General features: G+C 63.0%; 15 protein-coding genes. 4 read left to right on the top strand and 11 right to left on the bottom strand.

The window, feature by feature from the left end:
• Positions 1 to 139: 139 nt before the first annotated feature.
• The 3 genes from OC537_RS01685 to OC537_RS01675 all read left to right on the top strand — a co-directional run bounded on the left by OC537_RS01685 (position 140) and on the right by OC537_RS01675 (position 4,821).
• On the top strand, positions 140 to 1,774 hold the full coding sequence (locus tag OC537_RS01685) for an alpha-glucosidase (protein ID WP_410050453.1): 1,635 nt from the start codon (positions 140 to 142) through the stop codon (positions 1,772 to 1,774).
• Between the two features lie 337 nt (positions 1,775 to 2,111).
• Entirely contained in the window at positions 2,112 to 3,671 is a 1,560-nt protein-coding gene (locus OC537_RS01680; RefSeq protein WP_262108800.1) for an ABC-F family ATP-binding cassette domain-containing protein, read from the top strand.
• Positions 3,672 to 3,681: 10 nt separating this feature from the next.
• The gene (locus tag OC537_RS01675) at positions 3,682 to 4,821 is read left to right on the top strand and encodes an MFS transporter (RefSeq protein ID WP_262108798.1); all 1,140 of its coding nucleotides are present in this window, start codon (positions 3,682 to 3,684) and stop codon (positions 4,819 to 4,821) included.
• 70 nt (positions 4,822 to 4,891) lie between these two features.
• Here OC537_RS01675 and OC537_RS01670 read toward each other — a convergent pair whose 3' ends face one another.
• The gene (locus tag OC537_RS01670) at positions 4,892 to 6,256 is read right to left on the bottom strand and encodes an MDR family MFS transporter (protein WP_262108796.1); all 1,365 of its coding nucleotides are present in this window, start codon (positions 6,254 to 6,256) and stop codon (positions 4,892 to 4,894) included.
• Positions 6,257 to 6,427: 171 nt separating this feature from the next.
• Here OC537_RS01670 and OC537_RS01665 point away from each other — a divergent pair, with 171 nt between their 5' ends.
• The gene (locus tag OC537_RS01665) at positions 6,428 to 7,024 is read left to right on the top strand and encodes an HAD family hydrolase (protein WP_262108794.1); all 597 of its coding nucleotides are present in this window, start codon (positions 6,428 to 6,430) and stop codon (positions 7,022 to 7,024) included.
• A 226-nt stretch (positions 7,025 to 7,250) separates the two neighbouring features.
• Here the strand turns inward: OC537_RS01665 and OC537_RS01660 are convergent, their stop codons facing one another.
• The 10 genes from OC537_RS01660 to rpe all read right to left on the bottom strand — a co-directional run bounded on the left by OC537_RS01660 (position 7,251) and on the right by rpe (position 16,926).
• Complete coding sequence (locus tag OC537_RS01660) at positions 7,251 to 8,213, bottom strand: IS1595 family transposase (protein WP_262108792.1); 963 nt, start codon at positions 8,211 to 8,213, stop codon at positions 7,251 to 7,253.
• Between the two features lie 110 nt (positions 8,214 to 8,323).
• A complete protein-coding gene (locus OC537_RS01655; RefSeq protein ID WP_262108791.1) occupies positions 8,324 to 9,121 on the bottom strand; it encodes a DUF1338 domain-containing protein in 798 nt (265 codons plus the stop codon).
• 58 nt (positions 9,122 to 9,179) lie between these two features.
• Positions 9,180 to 10,649, bottom strand: coding sequence for a succinylglutamate-semialdehyde dehydrogenase (astD, locus tag OC537_RS01650; RefSeq protein ID WP_262108790.1), 1,470 nt, complete (start codon positions 10,647 to 10,649; stop codon positions 9,180 to 9,182).
• Between the two features lie 65 nt (positions 10,650 to 10,714).
• On the bottom strand, positions 10,715 to 11,734 hold the full coding sequence (gene astA / locus OC537_RS01645; RefSeq protein WP_025326162.1) for an arginine N-succinyltransferase: 1,020 nt from the start codon (positions 11,732 to 11,734) through the stop codon (positions 10,715 to 10,717).
• Positions 11,735 to 11,809: 75 nt separating this feature from the next.
• Entirely contained in the window at positions 11,810 to 13,027 is a 1,218-nt protein-coding gene (locus OC537_RS01640) for an aspartate aminotransferase family protein (protein ID WP_163147804.1), read from the bottom strand.
• A gap of 278 nt (positions 13,028 to 13,305) precedes the next feature.
• A complete protein-coding gene (locus OC537_RS01635) occupies positions 13,306 to 13,887 on the bottom strand; it encodes an aminodeoxychorismate synthase component II (RefSeq protein WP_171268669.1) in 582 nt (193 codons plus the stop codon).
• 351 nt (positions 13,888 to 14,238) lie between these two features.
• Complete coding sequence (locus OC537_RS01630; RefSeq protein ID WP_106887541.1) at positions 14,239 to 14,454, bottom strand: hypothetical protein; 216 nt, start codon at positions 14,452 to 14,454, stop codon at positions 14,239 to 14,241.
• Positions 14,455 to 14,577: 123 nt separating this feature from the next.
• Positions 14,578 to 15,582, bottom strand: a complete 1,005-nt coding sequence (gene trpS, locus OC537_RS01625; protein WP_025326158.1) for a tryptophan--tRNA ligase — start codon at positions 15,580 to 15,582, stop codon at positions 14,578 to 14,580.
• 17 nt (positions 15,583 to 15,599) lie between these two features.
• Entirely contained in the window at positions 15,600 to 16,265 is a 666-nt protein-coding gene (locus tag OC537_RS01620) for a phosphoglycolate phosphatase (RefSeq protein ID WP_111910328.1), read from the bottom strand.
• Positions 16,255 to 16,926: a ribulose-phosphate 3-epimerase gene (gene rpe, locus OC537_RS01615; protein ID WP_106887543.1), complete on the bottom strand. Its 672-nt coding sequence runs from the start codon at positions 16,924 to 16,926 to the stop codon at positions 16,255 to 16,257. The genes OC537_RS01620 and rpe overlap by 11 nt, the downstream gene beginning before the upstream one ends.
• Between the last annotated feature and the right edge of the window lie 89 nt (positions 16,927 to 17,015).

Genomic DNA, 17,015 nt, shown 5'->3' with positions numbered 1-17,015 from the left:
CCTTTTCAAGGCCCACCTCACCCTGTCGACCCCGGCCCCCTCTGCGTAACATGGCAGGACCACTTCGCCACCGGCCACGCTGATGCATCCTCACCCCGTTCTCACTCTCGATCAGTGCGTTATCTACCAGATCTACCCCATGAGCTTTCAGGACAGCGACGGCGATGGCATGGGGGACATCAAGGGCATCCGCCAGCGTCTCGACTACCTGGCGACGCTCGGGGTCGACCTGCTCTGGCTCACCCCCGTCTACCGCTCCCCCAGGCGGGACAACGGCTACGACGTGGCGGACTACAGCGCCATAGATCCCGCCTTCGGCACCCTGGCCGAGATGGACCTGCTGATAGCAGAGGCGGCCGCTCACGGCATGGGCATCATGATGGACATAGTCGCCAACCACACCTCCACCGAACATGCGTGGTTCAGGCAGGCGTTGGCCGGGGATCCCCGCTATCAGGCCTATTACGTCTTTCGGGACCAGACCTTCGTCGATGCCCACCCGCTGGACTCCATCTTCGGCGGCAGCGCCTGGGAATATGTGCCGACGCTTGGCAGCTACTACCTGCACAACTTCGATGCGAGCCAGGCCGATCTGGACTGGGACAACCCGGCGGTGCGCGCCGAGATGGCGGAGGTGATCAACTTCTGGTTGGCCAGGGGCATCAAGGGGCTTCGCTTCGATGTGATCGACATGGTGAGCAAGGAGTGGTCACCGCTTGCCATGAGCAACGGCCCCCGCCTGCACGACTATATCCGCGAGCTGAGTGGCGCCAGCTTCGGCGGCAAGGGGATCATCACTGTCGGTGAGACCTGGGGGGCAGATCTGGCCCAGATGCGGCACTATTCGAACCCGGATGACAGCGAGTTCAGCATGGTGTTCAACTTCGAGCACCTGGGGCTGGGGCGCGATAAATGGACCTCCCGCTTTGACCCCCTCACCTTCAAAGGCGCCATGGCCCGCCACCAGAGCGGGCTGCACGGCCAAGGCTGGAACAGCCTGTTTCTGGGTAACCACGACCTGCCCCGCGCCGTCTCCCGCTTCGGCGACGACAGCCCCGAGTGGCGCGAGCTGAGTGCCAAGCAGTGGGCCCTGGTGCTGCACATGATGCAGGGCACTCCCTTCATCTATCAGGGGGAGGAGCTTGGCATGACCAACCGCCGCTGGCAGCCAGAGGAGCTGCGCGATGTGGAGGCCATCAACTACAGCGCCAGCCACCCAGACCTGGCCCCCGCCGAGCTCGCCCGCCGCCTCGATGCCATCGGCCGCGACAACGCCCGCACGCCTATGCAGTGGGACTCGAGCCCCCGGGCCGGTTTCAGCACGGCAGAGCCCTGGATCGCGCTCAATGACAACTATATGGAGATCAACGCCGCCGAGCAGCTGGCCCGCCCCGACTCCCTGTTTCACTGCTATCGCCAGCTCATCGCCCTGCGCAAGGCCCACCCCGTCATTCGCCATGGCGACTTCGAACTGCTGGATGAGGACGATCCCCTGCGCATCAGTTACCGCCGCCGCTGGCGGGATCCGGCCACCGGCCAGACGCAGACTCTGCTGCTGCTCGCCAATCTCACCGCAGCCCCCCTGCCCATGCCCCATTTCGACAAGCTAGCCAGCGACGCCAGCTTGCTGATGGGCAACTACCCCGACCAGCCAGAGCCCTGCTTTGCCCCCTACCAGACGGCGGTCTGGCTTCTTGTGGAGCCCGCCATGGCGCTCGCGCCAGACACGCATAGAACCGACCGGAGCAGGCCAGTTCAGGGGCGAGCGGGTTGACTGTCCCCCGGAATCTGCGTATTTTGCGTCCAGATTTCATGTTGGACTGCTCTGCAATGTTGTACATCCTGTTCAAATGCTCTGTCAGGAGGCTGTGCTCCGTGCACTAACACGATGAAGTGTTGCCCGGAGCCACATCTCTTCTGAATCTTCATCAGATAGCGCTGGCGCCCTCCATAGAGGGAGGCGACCCCGCATCTGATGAACAGGAGAAAGGCCGGCGAGATGCTTCATCGCCGGCCTTTTTGTTTCTGATCTTCAGGACAAAGTTTCAATATTGCTTGAAACGGGGGCCGGTACGCCAAGTACCGCCCCCGTTTTTTATGGATAAAGCACCATGAGTCTGCTCAACATTCACCATCTGACCTGTCACCTCGGTGACAAGACACTGTATCAGGACGCCAGCTTCACCCTGCTTCCCCGCGAACATATCTGCATCACCGGCAGGAACGGCGTCGGCAAAAGCACCCTGCTCAAGCTGCTCCAGGGGGAGCGCCAGCCTGACGCCGGGGATATCCTCTGGCAGCCCGGTCTTGACCGGGGTTACCTCGACCAGCATGCCGAGCTGGACGGACAACTGACGATACGGGCATATCTGCAAACGGCCTTTGCCCCCCTCTATCGGGCCGAGGCGGAGATGATGGCCATCTATGCCAGCCCGGCGCGCTGTGCCCAGCCCCATCAGCTGGCACTGGCCGCCAGTCTCCAGACCACCTTGGAGAGCCAGTCGTTCTACCAGATAGAGAGCCGGATCGACGAGGTGGCCGCCGGCCTTGGCCTCACCCAGCTTGGCATGCAGACCCGCCTGGCCAATCTGAGCGGCGGCCAGCGCCACAAGGTGATGCTGGCCGGCTTGCTGCTGCGCTCGCCGGATCTGCTGCTGCTCGATGAGCCGACCAACTACCTGGACAGCGCCCACGTGGCCTGGCTGGCAAGCTACCTGGACGGCTTCGCGGGCGCCTTCCTGGTGGTCTCCCACGACAGGGATTTCGTGAACCGCATCGCCACCGGCATCTGCGATATCGATCGCCTGCAGCTTCGCAAATACCAGGGCAACCTCGACAAGGCCATGGCCCAGAAGGCCGCGAATGATGCCGCTCACGCCCGGCAATACCAGGCGCAGCAGAGGCAGATCGACAAGCTGGAGCTGTTCATCGCCAAGAACGGCGCCGGGGTCAACGCCAGCATAGCCAACGGCCGCAAGAAGCAGCTGGCGCGCATCGAGCGCCTGGCCAACCCGGAGCGGGACAAGGGGGTCTCCCTCGCGTTTCGCAGCGCCGGGGGCGGCTGCCAACAGGTACTCGCCGCCTCTGAACTGGTCATAGGCCATGATAGCGCGCTGCTGGCGCCCCTGACCCTGACCCTGAGCCGGGGGGAGAAGGTGGTGATCGCCGGTTTCAACGGCGTCGGCAAGTCCACCCTGCTCAAGACACTGGCGGGCGAGCTGGCCCCCCTACGCGGTCGACTCAGTCTCTCCCCCGGGGTCAAGGCGGGCTACTTCGAACAGGCGCTGCACTGGCCCCATCCGGATGCCACCCCACTGGCCCTGGTGAAAACCGCGTGCCCCGCCCTCGATGACAAGGGCGCCAGGCTGCATCTGGCCCGGGTCGGCATCAGGGGCAAGCTGGCACTGCAACCGATCGCCGCCCTGAGTGGCGGGGAGCAGACCAAGGTGAAACTGTGCCGACTGGCCCTGCAACCCAGCAACCTGCTGATCCTGGACGAACCGACCACCCACCTGGATGCCACCGTCAAGGCGGCCCTGCAACAGGCCTTGCAGGACTATGCCGGGACTGTGCTGGTGGTCTGCCACGAGCAGGCCTTCGTGGCCGGCTGGCCGGATCGGGTGCTGGACATTCACTCCCTCGCGGCCACCGGCTCGGTATCACATGTTTAAGGTGAACATCATGTTATTGAAAGTATTGCTCTTTTTTATTGCGTTTCTGGTGGGTGCCGATGAGCTGATGCTGGGCCCCCTGCTGACCCCCATAGGCCGGGAGCTGGGGGTGCAACCCGAGCGGGTAACGCTGTTCATCACCGCCTACAGCCTGGCGCTGGCGATGATCGCCCCCCTGCTCGGCAGCCTCTCGGATCGCCTCGGCAGGGTGAGGGTCATGCTGCCCGCCGCCTTGCTGTTCGGGGCCGCCTCCATCGCCACCGGCCTGGTCGATAGCTTCGAGTGGGGGTTGGCAAGCCGGGTGCTCACCGGTCTCGCCAGTGCCGGCATGCTGCCCATCGCCTTTGCCATGGCGGCAGACGGCACGGGGAAAGATGCCATGAAGCGCATTGCCTGGGTGCAGTCCGGCCTGACGCTGGGCATGATAGCGAGCCCGGCGCTGGGGGCTCTGCTCGCGCAGTGGCACTCCTGGCGCGCCGCCTTTATTCTGCTCGGCCTCTGTGCCTGGGGGGTGGCGGCGGCCCTGGCCCTGCTGCCCGCCGGCAGGTCTTTGGCAGATACATCGGCGGCGCAGCAGGAGGAGAAGGGTGTTCGCCTGCTGGCCATCCCGGGTGCGGTCGGCGCCCTGCTGGCCATGTGCCTGGGCCTGGGGGGCGGCATTGGCCTCTTCAACCTGGTCGGCCAGCACCTGCGCGACACCCAGGGCCTGTCGCTAGGGTCTGTGGGGCTCCTCTATGGGGCCCTCGGTATCATCAGCGTCATCGGCAACCTGCTGATGCCCCGCTTGTCTGGCCGGGTCGAGAGCGGGCGCGTCCTGATGCGCCTGGCCCTGGTGGTCTGCGTGCCGGCCAGCGTCGGCTTCTATCTCTCTCCCGCCTCACTGCCTGCCCTGCTGCTGCCGCTCGGGCTGTGGGCGCTGGCGGGCGGCATAGGATCCCCCGCCCTGCAGGGCCACATTGCCGGGCTCTCGTCGGCCCACAGGGGCATGCTGATGTCGCTGGCGATGACCATGATGCACCTCGGGGTGGCGCTCTGGTCCGCCGTCGCCGGGGTTGCCTACAGTGCGGGGCCTGTGGCCCTGGCGCTGCTGGCCATGGCGCTCTTTGGCGGGGCTATCGCCGCCCTGCGCCCCGTCAGCCTCAGGATCTGATGGGCAGCTCCCCACGCTCACACGCAACAAGGGCTCCCTCGGGAGCCCTTTTTTGTGCCAAGGAAGCGCATCAGGCCGGGATGCTGGCCAGCTCGTGGCGCTTCAATGCCAGCAGCGTGATGAGGAAGGCGGCGCTGGCGATCATTGCCATGCCCACATAGGTGGCGCTGAAACCCGGGGCCAGCTCGGCGGGGCTCAGGCTCGCCAGGTTGTGGCTGGTCCCGGCCGGCAGGGCCCCGTGGAACAGCACGGCGCAGATGGCCACCCCGACCGCGCCCCCCAGCTCGCGGCCGAAGTTGAACAGGGACATGCCGATGCCGCGATCTTCCCGCGGCAGGGCGTTTTGCACCACCACAGAGAGCGCTGGCAGCACCAGCCCGAGCCCCAGACCGGCGAAGCCCAGCCCCAGATTGGCAAAGAGATCGAAGTGAATTTGCCACAGGGCCAGCGCCGCCAGGGCGAAGCCCGCCACCACGAAGCGCTTGTAGTGACCGGTGCGACCTATGAGCTTGCCGCCGACGAAGGCCCCCGCCGTGATGCAGACCATGAAGATCACCATGTAGAGGCCGCTCTCGCTGGCCCCCATCCCCTTCTGCCACTGCATCTGAAGCGGCAGGTAGACCAGCACGGCGAACATCAGCAACTGCGAGGCCAGCGCCAGCAGCACACTCACCAGATAACCGGGCAAGTGGGCCAGATGGGCGGGCAGTATGGGATCCTGGGCGCGTCGCTCCACCAGGATGAGCAGCAGCAGGGCCAGTACCAGCCCAGCCGCCAGCCAGATGGCGGGGAGCGCCGTCTCCGGCGAGAGCAGCAGCAAGCTCAGCGTGGTGACGGTAATCAGCAGCCCCGCCCCCTTCCAGTCGAAGCGACTGTGGCGGCGCACATTGAGGTGGCCCAGGTTGCGGTTCACCAGCCAGAGCGCGAGCGCCCCGAGGGGCAGGTTGATCCAGAAGATCCAGCGCCAGCTGAGCTGCTCGGTGAAGTAGCCACCGAGCAGGGGCCCGGCGATGCTGGAAACCGCATAGACGGCCGAGATATACCCCTGATACTTGCCCACCTCCCGCGGGGGAATGCAGTCGGCGATGACGGTGAAGGCCAGCGCGATCAGCCCCCCGCCCCCCAGCCCTTGCAGCACGCGGGCCGCCAGCAGGGTGGGCAGATCCTGGGCCAGACCGCAGGCCACGGATCCCGCCAGAAACAGGCCTATGCCGATGTTCAGCATCCGCACCCGGCCGAACAGATCGCTCAGCTTGCCGTAGATGGGCAGGGCCGCGGTGGCCGCCAGCAGGTAGGCGGTGACCACCCAGGTGAGGGCGGCGCCGGCGTTCAGCTCGGCCCCTATAATGGGCAAGGGGGTGGTGACTATGCTCTTTTCCAACGAGCCCAGGGCGATCACCAGGGCCACGCTTGAGAAAACGGTTTTTGGGGACATAAAGAGGCTCGCTACTGTGAGATGCCGGCACCCGAGGCGCAGAGCGCATTAGTGTCTCATAAATCAGCAGCCCATGGTCAAACCCGCTGCCTGCCCAGGCCATGACGGCGGTCGCGGCATGCGGGGAGCGGATCTGGTAGTGTGCTCTTTTAGCCGAGGAGGAAGTACCCCATGTCCGAGCAGTTCCAGTTTGAGCAATACGACGCCCTGATCTTCGATATGGACGGCACCCTGGTGGACTCCATGCCCCTGCACCTGGATGCCTGGGAGATCACCAGCGCCGAGTTCGGACTCCCCTTTGATCGGGCACAGCTCAACGAGTACGGCGGCATTCCCACCCGCAAGATAGTGGCCATGCTGGCCGAGCAGCACGGGCTGGAGATCGATGTGGAGGCCTTCGCCCGCCGCAAGGTCGCGCTCTATCTGGAGCGGATAGACAAGGTCCGCGTCTTCCCCGCCATGTGGGAACTGGTCAAGCGCTGCCACGGCAAGGTGCCCATGGGCATAGGCACAGGCTCAACCCGGGAACATGCGGCGCACATCCTGCGCCAGACCGGGCTCGATGCCTTCATCCCCGTGCTGGTGAGTGCCGACGACGTGACCAACCACAAACCCCACCCGGACACCTTCCTCAAAGTGGCCGAGCTGCTCGGCGCCAACCCGGCCAACTGTCTGGTATTCGAAGACACCCCCATCGGCATAGAGGCAGGCAAGGCCGGCGGCATGGCGACTGTGCTCGCCACCGAGGGTGAACTGCAGCTGGTTTGACAGGCACGCCTCCCGGCTCACCCAGAGGGGGGAGGCCTATCCTGCCCTGATCGGTCGGCGCTGCCCCCTTCTCTTCACTGCCATCCACCGACAGGGGGGCGGTCGGCCTCGATCTGGATACCGCGCAGCGGCTTGGGTGGGAGCATGCCAGCGACAAAGGGCGGTTTCGGGGGGCAAGGACGGCGCAGAGGCACCAGAATCCGGCACAGAACGCCATAAAAAAAGGCTATGTCCCAATTACATGTTGCATGGGGCGCCCCAGCGCCTCATACAAGCAACGTGGGATAGTCACTTCCCGTCCATAGCGTTCCAGCATCCTTCGCCAACCCAGATAATTCCTCAGATAGTGGGTCGCTACCCCATGGAACCGCTCCATCCACTCTTTCAAACGCCTGTGGTACCCGTTCACATGCTGGATGTGGTACGCGCCAACCACGCGCTCGCCTTGACGATTACGCACGACCTGATGGGTCACTCCCTGCGCTTTGCTGAAACTGGCATACACCCCGGCGCCATCGCTACACAACACCGCATCTGGCGAGACAAGGGGTGCCAAAACCGCTATCACCGTCTCGGCATCCATTTTCTCCAACTGAAAATCCGCATGGTGGCCAGCCCGGTCCTGAACCACCATCACCGGGATGTAATCCGACCCTGTGCCTCGGGTACGGCCTTTGCCCCCACGATGGCGAACCGGGCGGGGCAAACCACGTTGCCCTTTAAACGACTCCAGGAAGAAGGTCTCATCGACCTCGACGATACCCTCTTCCCGTGCCGCCTGGTGGCTCGCCATGGCCTTCAGGAAGCGGTGACACCACAAAAAGGCGGTGTTTTTACAGACCCCGCAGCGGACGGCAGCCTGTCGCACGGTCAGCCCGTCGATGAGGGCCTGGGCATAGTCTTCCCAGCACTGTGCCTTGCGAAGTCGGGCCAGCGGCGTCTTGGTGAGAACGGAGCTGGTACGCAGACACTGCTTGCAGCGATAGCGACGCAGTCCTCGACTCCAGCCCCAGGGAGCCAACTGCGCGGCCTCGGCCTGGCAGTGAGGACAACATTGGCAAGGGGGGAGTTGGGTGGCTAAAGAGGTGATTGGGTGAGGGGTGGTGAGTTCATGTTGCGCGAGGCGACGCTGGCGCAATGTGAGCTGTGGGAAAAGAGACAGTAGATGTTGAAAGGCTTGGGTATCCATGATGGAGGCCCTCAAGGTGATGACCTACTTCAAGGTTAGCCTTTCAACATATAACTGGGACAGCGCCTAAAAAAACGCCCCGTCCGGGGCGTTTCTACCAACCACCGCCGTTACATGGCGTTGGTGGATTCGAAGATCTTGTCGGCCGAGGCCTCGACGAAGCCCGGGTAGAGCACACCGTCCGGCTGCGGGTAGCGCCGGGCAAACTCGTAGAAGCAGCTCGGTATGGCGCGCACGCCGTCGCTGAAGGCAACCTCGGCCTTGTCCGCCATGGTGGAGGACTGCTCCAGCATCACCTGCGGGTCCCCTTTCACCTCGCCGCCCACGGTATTGAGCACGAAACCCGCCGCCTTCAGGGCCGAGTTGACCTCTTCTATGGTCTCAAAATCCCTCAGGCGGTTGATATTGACCGTGAAGTGGTTGGCACGATAACCCCAGGCAGCCATCCAGGCTGCGTACTCGCTCTCCGCCAGCAGGGTCTGGTAATCGCTCCAGGAGACCTGCCAGGGCGCCCCTGTGTAGAGGAAGGCCGGGGTATCGGTCAGGTGATCGGGCACCTGATCCACCAGCTTGTGGATAATGGCCTGGGCGCCTGCGGAGAGCTCTTCCACCTTCAGCTCGCTGATGAACACCTTGGGGGCGTCCGGGTCTGAGTGCTCGAAGTGTTTGGCATAGAGCTTCTTGGCCTTGAACACATACTCGCCCTTCTCCTCATACCCCAAGGCACGGAAGTGGGCCGCCAGTTTCTCGAGACCGAGCTTGGGCAGGTTGTAGGTCCGAAACGCCACGTGATCGTTGATGATGGGAGCACCGCCCCCCAGCAGTTGGTGAACCTTGTGGGCACTGGGGGTGACTTGAATGTAGTTGTCCCACAGATGGCCAAACAGGGTCTCGATATCCTTTTGCATCTCTCTTTCCTTTGATTGCGGGTACAGACAAGGGCACCTGTTCAGTGCCCCTTTGTTATTAGAAGGTCAGACCGGGGGACAGCTGATCCGGCATGGCGGCCTTGCTGTCTTCCACCGAGGCGACCGGGTACGCACAGTAGTCGGCGGCGTAGTAGGCGCTCGCCCTGTGGTTGCCGGAGGCACCTATGCCGCCGAAGGGCGCGGCGCTGGAGGCACCGGTGATGGGCTTGTTCCAGTTGACTATGCCGGCGCGGATCCGCTTGAAGAAGTGCTGCCAGTCCGCTTCGCTGTCGCCGAGCAGGCCGGCCGAGAGGCCGAAGCTGGTGGCGTTGCCCTGATCGATGGCGGCATCGAAGTCGTCGTAACGAATGAGCTGCAGCAGCGGGCCGAAGTACTCTTCGTCAGGCAGTGCTGCAACAGCGGTCACATCTATGATGCCAGGAGAAACAAAACCGGTTCCCGCTTCCAGGTGCTTGAGGCTGAGCAGGCTCTCGCCCCCCAGCTGTTGCAGCCTGGCCTGGGCCTCGACCATGCCCAGCGCCGCCTTCTCGCTTATCATGGCGCCCATAAAGGGTTGTTCGGCGGCGTCATAGAGGCCGACCCTGATCTGGCCGACCACCTCCACCAGGCGTTTCACCAGGGCATCCCCCTTAGTGCCGCGCTCCACGAACAGGCGGCGGGAGCAGGTGCAGCGCTGGCCGGAGGTGATAAAGGCAGACTGGACTATGGCATGGACGGCACCGTCGATGTCGCTCACGTCTTTCACGATCAGCGGGTTGTTGCCACCCATCTCCAGGGCCAGGATCTTGCCGGGCTGACCGGCAAACTGCTGGTGCAGGAAGTGGCCGGTGCGGGACGAGCCGGTGAAGAAGAGGCCGTCGATGTCCGGATTGCCCGCCAGCGCCTTGCCGGTCTCCACTTCGCCTTGAACCAGGTTGAGCACGCCCTTGGGCAGCCCAGCCTCCTGCCAGATCTTCAGCATGGCCTCGGCCACCATGGGGGTCAGCTCTGAGGGCTTGAATACCACGGCGTTACCCGCGATAAGCGCAGGCACTATGTGACCGTTGGGCAGGTGGCCCGGGAAGTTGTAGGGGCCGAACACGGCGACCACGCCGTGGGGCTTGTGACGCACAAACGCCTTGGCACCGGGCATGGGGTTCTCGACCGTGCCGGTGCGCTCGTCATGGGCGCGGATGGAGATGGCGATCTTGCCCTGCATGGCCGCCACTTCGGTGCGGGTCTCCCACAGCGGCTTGCCGGTTTCCCGCGCTATGGTCAGGGCCAGCGCCTCCTTGTGCTCGCCGAGCAGATCGGCATAGCGGCGCACTATGGCCAGACGATCCTCGAGGGCCAGGTCGGACCAATGGTAGAAGGCCGTGCGGGCCGCCTTGACGGCGGCATCCACCTGAGCTGCGCTCGCCGCCTCCCCCTGCCAGATCACTTCGTTCCTGGCCGGGTCCTTTGACTCGAACGGCTTGCCTTCACCGGCCAGCCACTGGCCATCGATAAACTGGACTAAAGACATCATCAATTCACTCCCTGTGGTGCACAGGCCGCCTCGGCAGCCTGTTTCAATGCGGTGATATGGACCCGTTATTCCAGATCGACGACCCGAACCATGTCGCCACTCTCGACCTTGAGGGCGGCCGCCATCTTGGGCGGAATGATGGCTTCGTGCTTGTCCAGATCGACCCGGATGTTGCCGTAGCAGGCGCGGTATTGCTCGAACCTGGCGTTGCAGACGAGGTAGGTGTGACCGCCGATGGGCTCACCCACCAGCACCGCCAGCTTCTGGCTGCGGCGCACGCTGCGGATGTGCTTCACGTCGCACTCGACTGTGGGGCCGGCATCGAAGATGTCGACGTAGCCCCGGTTCACGAAACCCTCGTCCTGCAGCATCTTGATGGCCGGGCGGGTCTTCTCGTGGGTCTGGCCGATGACGGCGCGCGCCTCGTTGCTCAGCAGATTGACGTAAATCGGGTACTTGGGCATCAGCTCGGCGATGAAGCGCTTCTTGCCGATGCCGGTGAGGTAGTCGACGGTGGGAAAGTCCATCGAGAAGAAATGCTTTTGCAGCCACTCGTAGAAGGGGCTGTGACCGTTCTCATCGGAGACGCCGCGCATCTCGGCGAAGACGGTCTTGTCAAACAGCTCGGGGTGCTCGGCCATGAACAGGAAGCGGTGCTTGGAGAGCAGACGGCCATTGAGCCCCTCGCGGGCACATTCGCGCAGAAACAGGGTGCAGAGCTCGGAGTTGCCAGTGTAGTCGTTGGAGAGGGTGAGCGTCTCGACCACGTTGTAGATGCCGAGCTTGGGGGAAGAGTGCACCACCTTGCCGATGTGGTAGTTGTAAAACGGCTGGGACAGGCCGACCGCCGCGTCTATGGCGCAGGTACCGACCATCTCGCCGGTCTCCAGGTCTTCGGCCACGAAGAAGTAGAGGCAATCGCCTTTGCCGGCGGGCTTGTCCAGGAAGGTCTGGGTCGAGGCATCGATCTTGCGTTGCAGCAGTTCATCGTTGACCGGCAACGAGGTCATGCCGGTGCCGGACTCAATGGCACAGGTCTTGAGGCCGGCGAAGTCGCGCTGCTCGATAGGACGGATAACCAACATAAATGACAACTCCCTTTCATTGACGACAGGTGGGGTCCCGGCTCCTGCCGGGAGGGCTCCCCACCTCAACTTGGATCAGGCGTTAACCACCTGAGCGACCGCTTTTTCGAACCGTGCCAACCCTTCCTTGATGTCCGCTTCCGGAATAACCAGTGAGGGTGCGAAGCGCACCACGTTGGTGCCTGCCACCAGTGCCATCAATCCTTGGTCGATGGAGGCCAGCAGGAAGTCGCGGGAGCGTCCCTTGAAGTCATCATTGAGCACGGCGCCGAGCAGCAGGCCCTGGCCACGCACTTCGCTGAAGCAGTGGTACTTGGCGTTGATGGCGGCGAGACCGTCGCGGAACAGCTGCTCGCGCTGCTTGATGCCGCTCAGCACTTCTGGGGTGTTGACCACGTCAAGCACGGCTTCGGCCACGGCGCACGCCAGCGGGTTGCCGCCGTAGGTGGAGCCGTGAGTGCCCACTTTCAGGTGGGAAGCTATCTCGGTGGTGGTCAGCATGGCGCCGATGGGGAAGCCGCCGCCGAGCGCCTTGGCGCTGGTGAGGATGTCCGGCGTGACGCCAAGGCCCATGTAGGCGAACAGCTCGCCGGTACGACCGACCCCGGATTGCACCTCGTCATAGATCAGCAGGGCATTGTGCTTGTCGCACAGCTCACGCACGCCCTTGGCAAACTCGTCGGTGGGGCTGATGATGCCACCCTCACCTTGCAGCGGCTCCATCACCACGGCGCAGGTATTGTCGGAGATGACGGAGGCCAACTCGGCCAGATCGTTGTAGGTCACGTGGGTAATGTCGGCGGGTTTCGGACCGAAACCATCGGAGTAGGCCGCCTGGCCGCCGACGCTCACGGTGAAGAAGGTGCGACCGTGGAAGCCCTGGTGGAAGGCGATGATCTGGGTCTTGTGGGCACCGAACTTGTCGATGGCGTAACGACGGGCCAGCTTGAGGGCGGCTTCGTTCGCTTCGGCGCCGGAGTTGCAGAAATAGACCTTATCGGCAAAGGTGGCGGCGACCAGCTTCTTGGCCAGGCGCAGGGCCGGCTCGTTGGTCATCACGTTGGAGAGGTGCCACAGCTTCTCGCCCTGGGTTTTCAGGGCTTCGACCAGCTTGGGATGGCAATGGCCCAGACCATTGACCGCGATCCCGCCCGCGAAGTCGACATACTCGCGGCCTTCCTGATCCCAGACACGTGATCCCTCACCGCGCACCGGAATGATCTTGGCCGGCGCATAGTTGGGAACCATCACTTCATCAAACACTTCACGTGTCACTGCCAACAACTCTGACATATTGCTCTCCTGCTATATCGCGGCAGAATAATCCACCGCCCAAAAGTTAAATCCGTGTAAACGTGGCGGAATTATCACAGAAAAAAAGTAAAAAGTCTGTAACTTAACCGCCAATGAGGAACAATGTTCGATTGCCTGTGAGATTTTAGGCAACCGCATTGCATAACGGCTCAGGGGGTGTTGGCAAGAGATAATTTGGGCAGGAAGCAGGGTGAATAAAGTGTCAGGGAAAATTTTTTTGGCCTCATTTCGATTATGAGACGAGGATCACGATTTTTTCAGGAAACGGCCAAAAAGTTGGCCAGCAACTGGTGTCCCTGCTCGCTCAAGATGCTTTCCGGGTGGAACTGAACCCCCTCCAGCGCCAGTGTTTTATGCCGCAGCCCCATGATCTCGTCCATGGAGCCATCGGCGTGCTCGCTCCAGGCGGTGATTTCGAAGCAATCGGGCAGGGTCTCGCGCTCCACGATGAGCGAATGGTAGCGGGTGACCCGCAGCGGATCCTTGAGCCCCTTGAACACCCCCTCCCCCCGATGGCGGATGAGGGAGGTCTTGCCGTGCATCACCTGACGGGCACGGACCACACGGGCACCAAACGCCTGGGCCAGGGACTGATGGCCGAGGCAGACGCCGAGGATGGGGATCTCCCCCGCGAAGCGGCGGATGGCGGCCAGCGAGATGCCCGCCTCGTTCGGCGTGCAGGGGCCGGGAGAGATCACCAGATGGCGGGGGGCAAGCCTGATTATCTCGTCCAGGCTGAGCTCGTCGTTGCGCCTGACCTGCACCTCCTGACCCAGGGCGCCAAAATATTGCACCAGGTTCCAGGTAAAGGAGTCGTAGTTGTCGATGAGTAGCAGCATGAGAGAGCCCTGGGAATAGAACAGAGACGGTGATCGGACTGCCCATGCCGGCCGTCCACGGACAAACGCCGCGCATTCTGGCATGTCTGCCCCCGTTAATAAACCGCTGAGGGGCTATGCGCGGGTATGGATGGCAGCCTCATTTCTGCAAGACCCACTCTCTGCCAGCTCGATGGCATTGCCCCATGCAACTCATGCCCTTTAGCGGGGAGGCGAACGAGCGCAGGCAGAAGAGGCCGGATAGTCCATGACTGGGCAGGGGAACAGGGAAAAAGACGGAGCAAGGCGCAAGGGCCGAAAGCGGGGTGTGAAATGGCGGCCCATCGGCAGATGGGCAGAGCCCGGGAGCGCCTAGCGATCCAGATAACGCCCCTGCTCCAGCTCGCGCTCGCGCTGGCATTCGGCCAGATAGATGGCGGCGGCAATGGCCGGGGTCTTGTGGTGCTTGTCGATGGCATTGGAGACCATCAACTGCAGGGTGTTGAGGTTCTTGGCCTTGCGAAACTTGCGCAGCCAGTGGCCCTTGTCACTCAGTTCTTCAATCACTGTATTTGATTCGACAGACATGCTTTCTCTTGGGGCAAGCGCCCGCGTTTGACATTGGAAGAGGAGATGACGAACCAGGGGTCGGGTAAAACAAAGAAAGCCAGGCAAATACCCAGCTCTCTACAACTACACCTTCCCAGTATGTCAGGCTCGAGGAACGAAGCCGACGACATCATATACGCTGATCAGGGTTTTTTCAGCCCTTTCCCGCGCCTTTTGTGCGCCAGCCGCCAAAATTGCCTGCAGATGAGTCTCATCCTGACGCAACTCGCGGAAGCGGGCCTGAATGGGCTCCAGCAGGGCGACCACGGCATCGGCCGTCTCGCTCTTGAGGTGGCCGTACATCTTGCCCTCGAAGTGCTGCTCGAGTTCAGGGATGGAGCGACCAGTCACCCCGGACATCAGGGTCAGCAGGTTGGAGACCCCCGGCTTGTTCTCGGGATCGAAGCGCACCACGGCCGGCTCGTCGGAGTCGGTCATCGCCCGCTTGATCTTCTTGACGATCTGCTTGGGATCTTCCAGCAGGCCGATGAAGTTCGCCTCGTTGTCGTCGGACTTGGACATCTTCTTGGTGGGATCCTGCAGGCTCATCACCCGGGCACCGTCGGTCGGGATGAAGGGCTCAGGCAGGGTGAAGACCTCACCGTAGAGGTTGTTGAACCGGGTGCAGATGTCGCGGGTCAGCTCCAGATGCTGCTTCTGGTCGTTGCCGACCGGCACCTGGTTGGCCTGATAGAGCAGGATGTCCGCCGCCATCAGCACCGGATAGCCGAACAGGCCGACGTTGACGTTGTTCTCGAAACGGGCGGACTTGTCCTTGAACTGGGTCATGCGCGACAGCTCGCCCATCTGGGTGTAGCAGTTCAGGATCCAGCCGAGCTCGGCGTGCTGGGGCACGTGGGACTGGATGAAGACGGTGCTCTTGGCCGGATCTATGCCGACCGCCAGATAGAGGGCGGCGGCATCCAGGCAGGCCTTGCGCAGGGCGGCAGGCTCCTGGCGGGTGGTGATGGCGTGCAGATCGACGATGCAGTAGAGGCAGTCGAAGTCATCCTGCATGTTGACCCACTGACGCAAGGCGCCCATGTAGTTGCCTATGGTCAGCTGGCCCGAGGGTTGGGCCCCGCTCAATACGATTGGTTTAGCCATGAATGTGTTGATCCTTGTTATTCAGCCAAGAGGGCATCGAGCTCTGCAAACTGCTCGCATACCCAGTCAGGGCGGGAATCTGCGATGGGACGGCCATAGTTGTAGCCGTAGGTGAGCCCTACCACCTTCATGCCGGCAGCCTGGGCGGCCAGCACATCATTTTCGGAGTCTCCCACCATCAGGGTACGGGACGGGCTGACCCCCAGCTCGTGGCAGGCGTGCAGCAGCGGATCCGGGCTCGGCTTCTTGACGGGCACGCAATTGCCCCCCAGCCAGAGCGCGAAGCAGTCGCCGATGCCGAGGGCATCCAGAATGGGCTGCACGAAGTGACTCGGCTTGTTGGTCACCACGGCCTGGCGGTAACCGAGCGCCTGCAGGCGGCGCAGGCTCTGCTCCACCCCGTCATACATGGCCAGCCCTTGCAGCAGGCAGGCCTGATAGTGCTGGTCAAACAGGGGGCGGGCCTTGGCAAATTGCTCGGGCGCCTCGCGATAGTCCAGCGCGCGCTGGATCAGCTTGTCGGCGCCATTGCCGACCCAGGTGCGCACCACGGCCTCGTCGGCCTCGGGCAGCCCCAGATCGGTCAGGGTGCGGTTGACCGCCAGCGCCAGTTGGGAGGCGCTGTCAATCAGGGTGCCATCCAGATCGAACAGCACCAGATCGAAGGGACGTTCAACGGACATGAGCCAGCTCCGCCCGCATCTGGTCGATCACCGCCTTGTAATCCGGCTTGCCGAAGATGGCGGAGCCCGCCACGAACATGTCAGCCCCGGCGGCGGCGATCTCGCGGATGTTCTCCACCTTGACGCCACCGTCGATCTCGAGGCGAATGTCACGGCCGCTCTCGTCGATCAGGCGACGCACCTGACGCAGCTTGTCGAGGGTGCCAGGGATGAAGCTCTGACCACCAAAGCCCGGGTTGACCGACATCAGCAGGATCACGTCCAGCTTGTCCATCACGTACTCGAGGCAGGTGAGCGGTGTGGCCGGGTTCAGCACCAGACCGGCCTGGCAACCCTGCTCCTTGATGAGGCCCAGGGTACGGTCCACGTGATCGGAGGCTTCCGGGTGGAAGGTGATCAGGTTGGCACCCGCCTTGGCGAAATCGGGGACGATGCGATCCACCGGCTTGACCATCAGGTGCACATCGATGAGGGCCTCGATGCCGTAGTCACGCAGGGCCTGACAGACCATGGGGCCTATGGTCAGGTTGGGGACATAGTGGTTGTCCATCACGTCGAAGTGCACCACGTCGGCCCCGGCGGCCAGCACCTTGGCCACATCCTCGCCCAGGCGGGCAAAGTCGGCAGAGAGGATAGAGGGGGCAATCAGAAAGTCTTTCATCAGCGTCATCCATTGGCAGCGTGGCAGAAAAAGCGGCGCAATTTTATCGCAAATGGGCGATGAAAACGACCCGCACGTACAGGGAATGC

The sequence above is a fragment of the Aeromonas sp. Marseille-Q5825 genome (assembly GCF_946892685.1).
Classification (GTDB): domain Bacteria; phylum Pseudomonadota; class Gammaproteobacteria; order Enterobacterales; family Aeromonadaceae; genus Aeromonas; species Aeromonas rivipollensis.
This window is presented reverse-complemented; position numbering and strand designations above follow the sequence as displayed.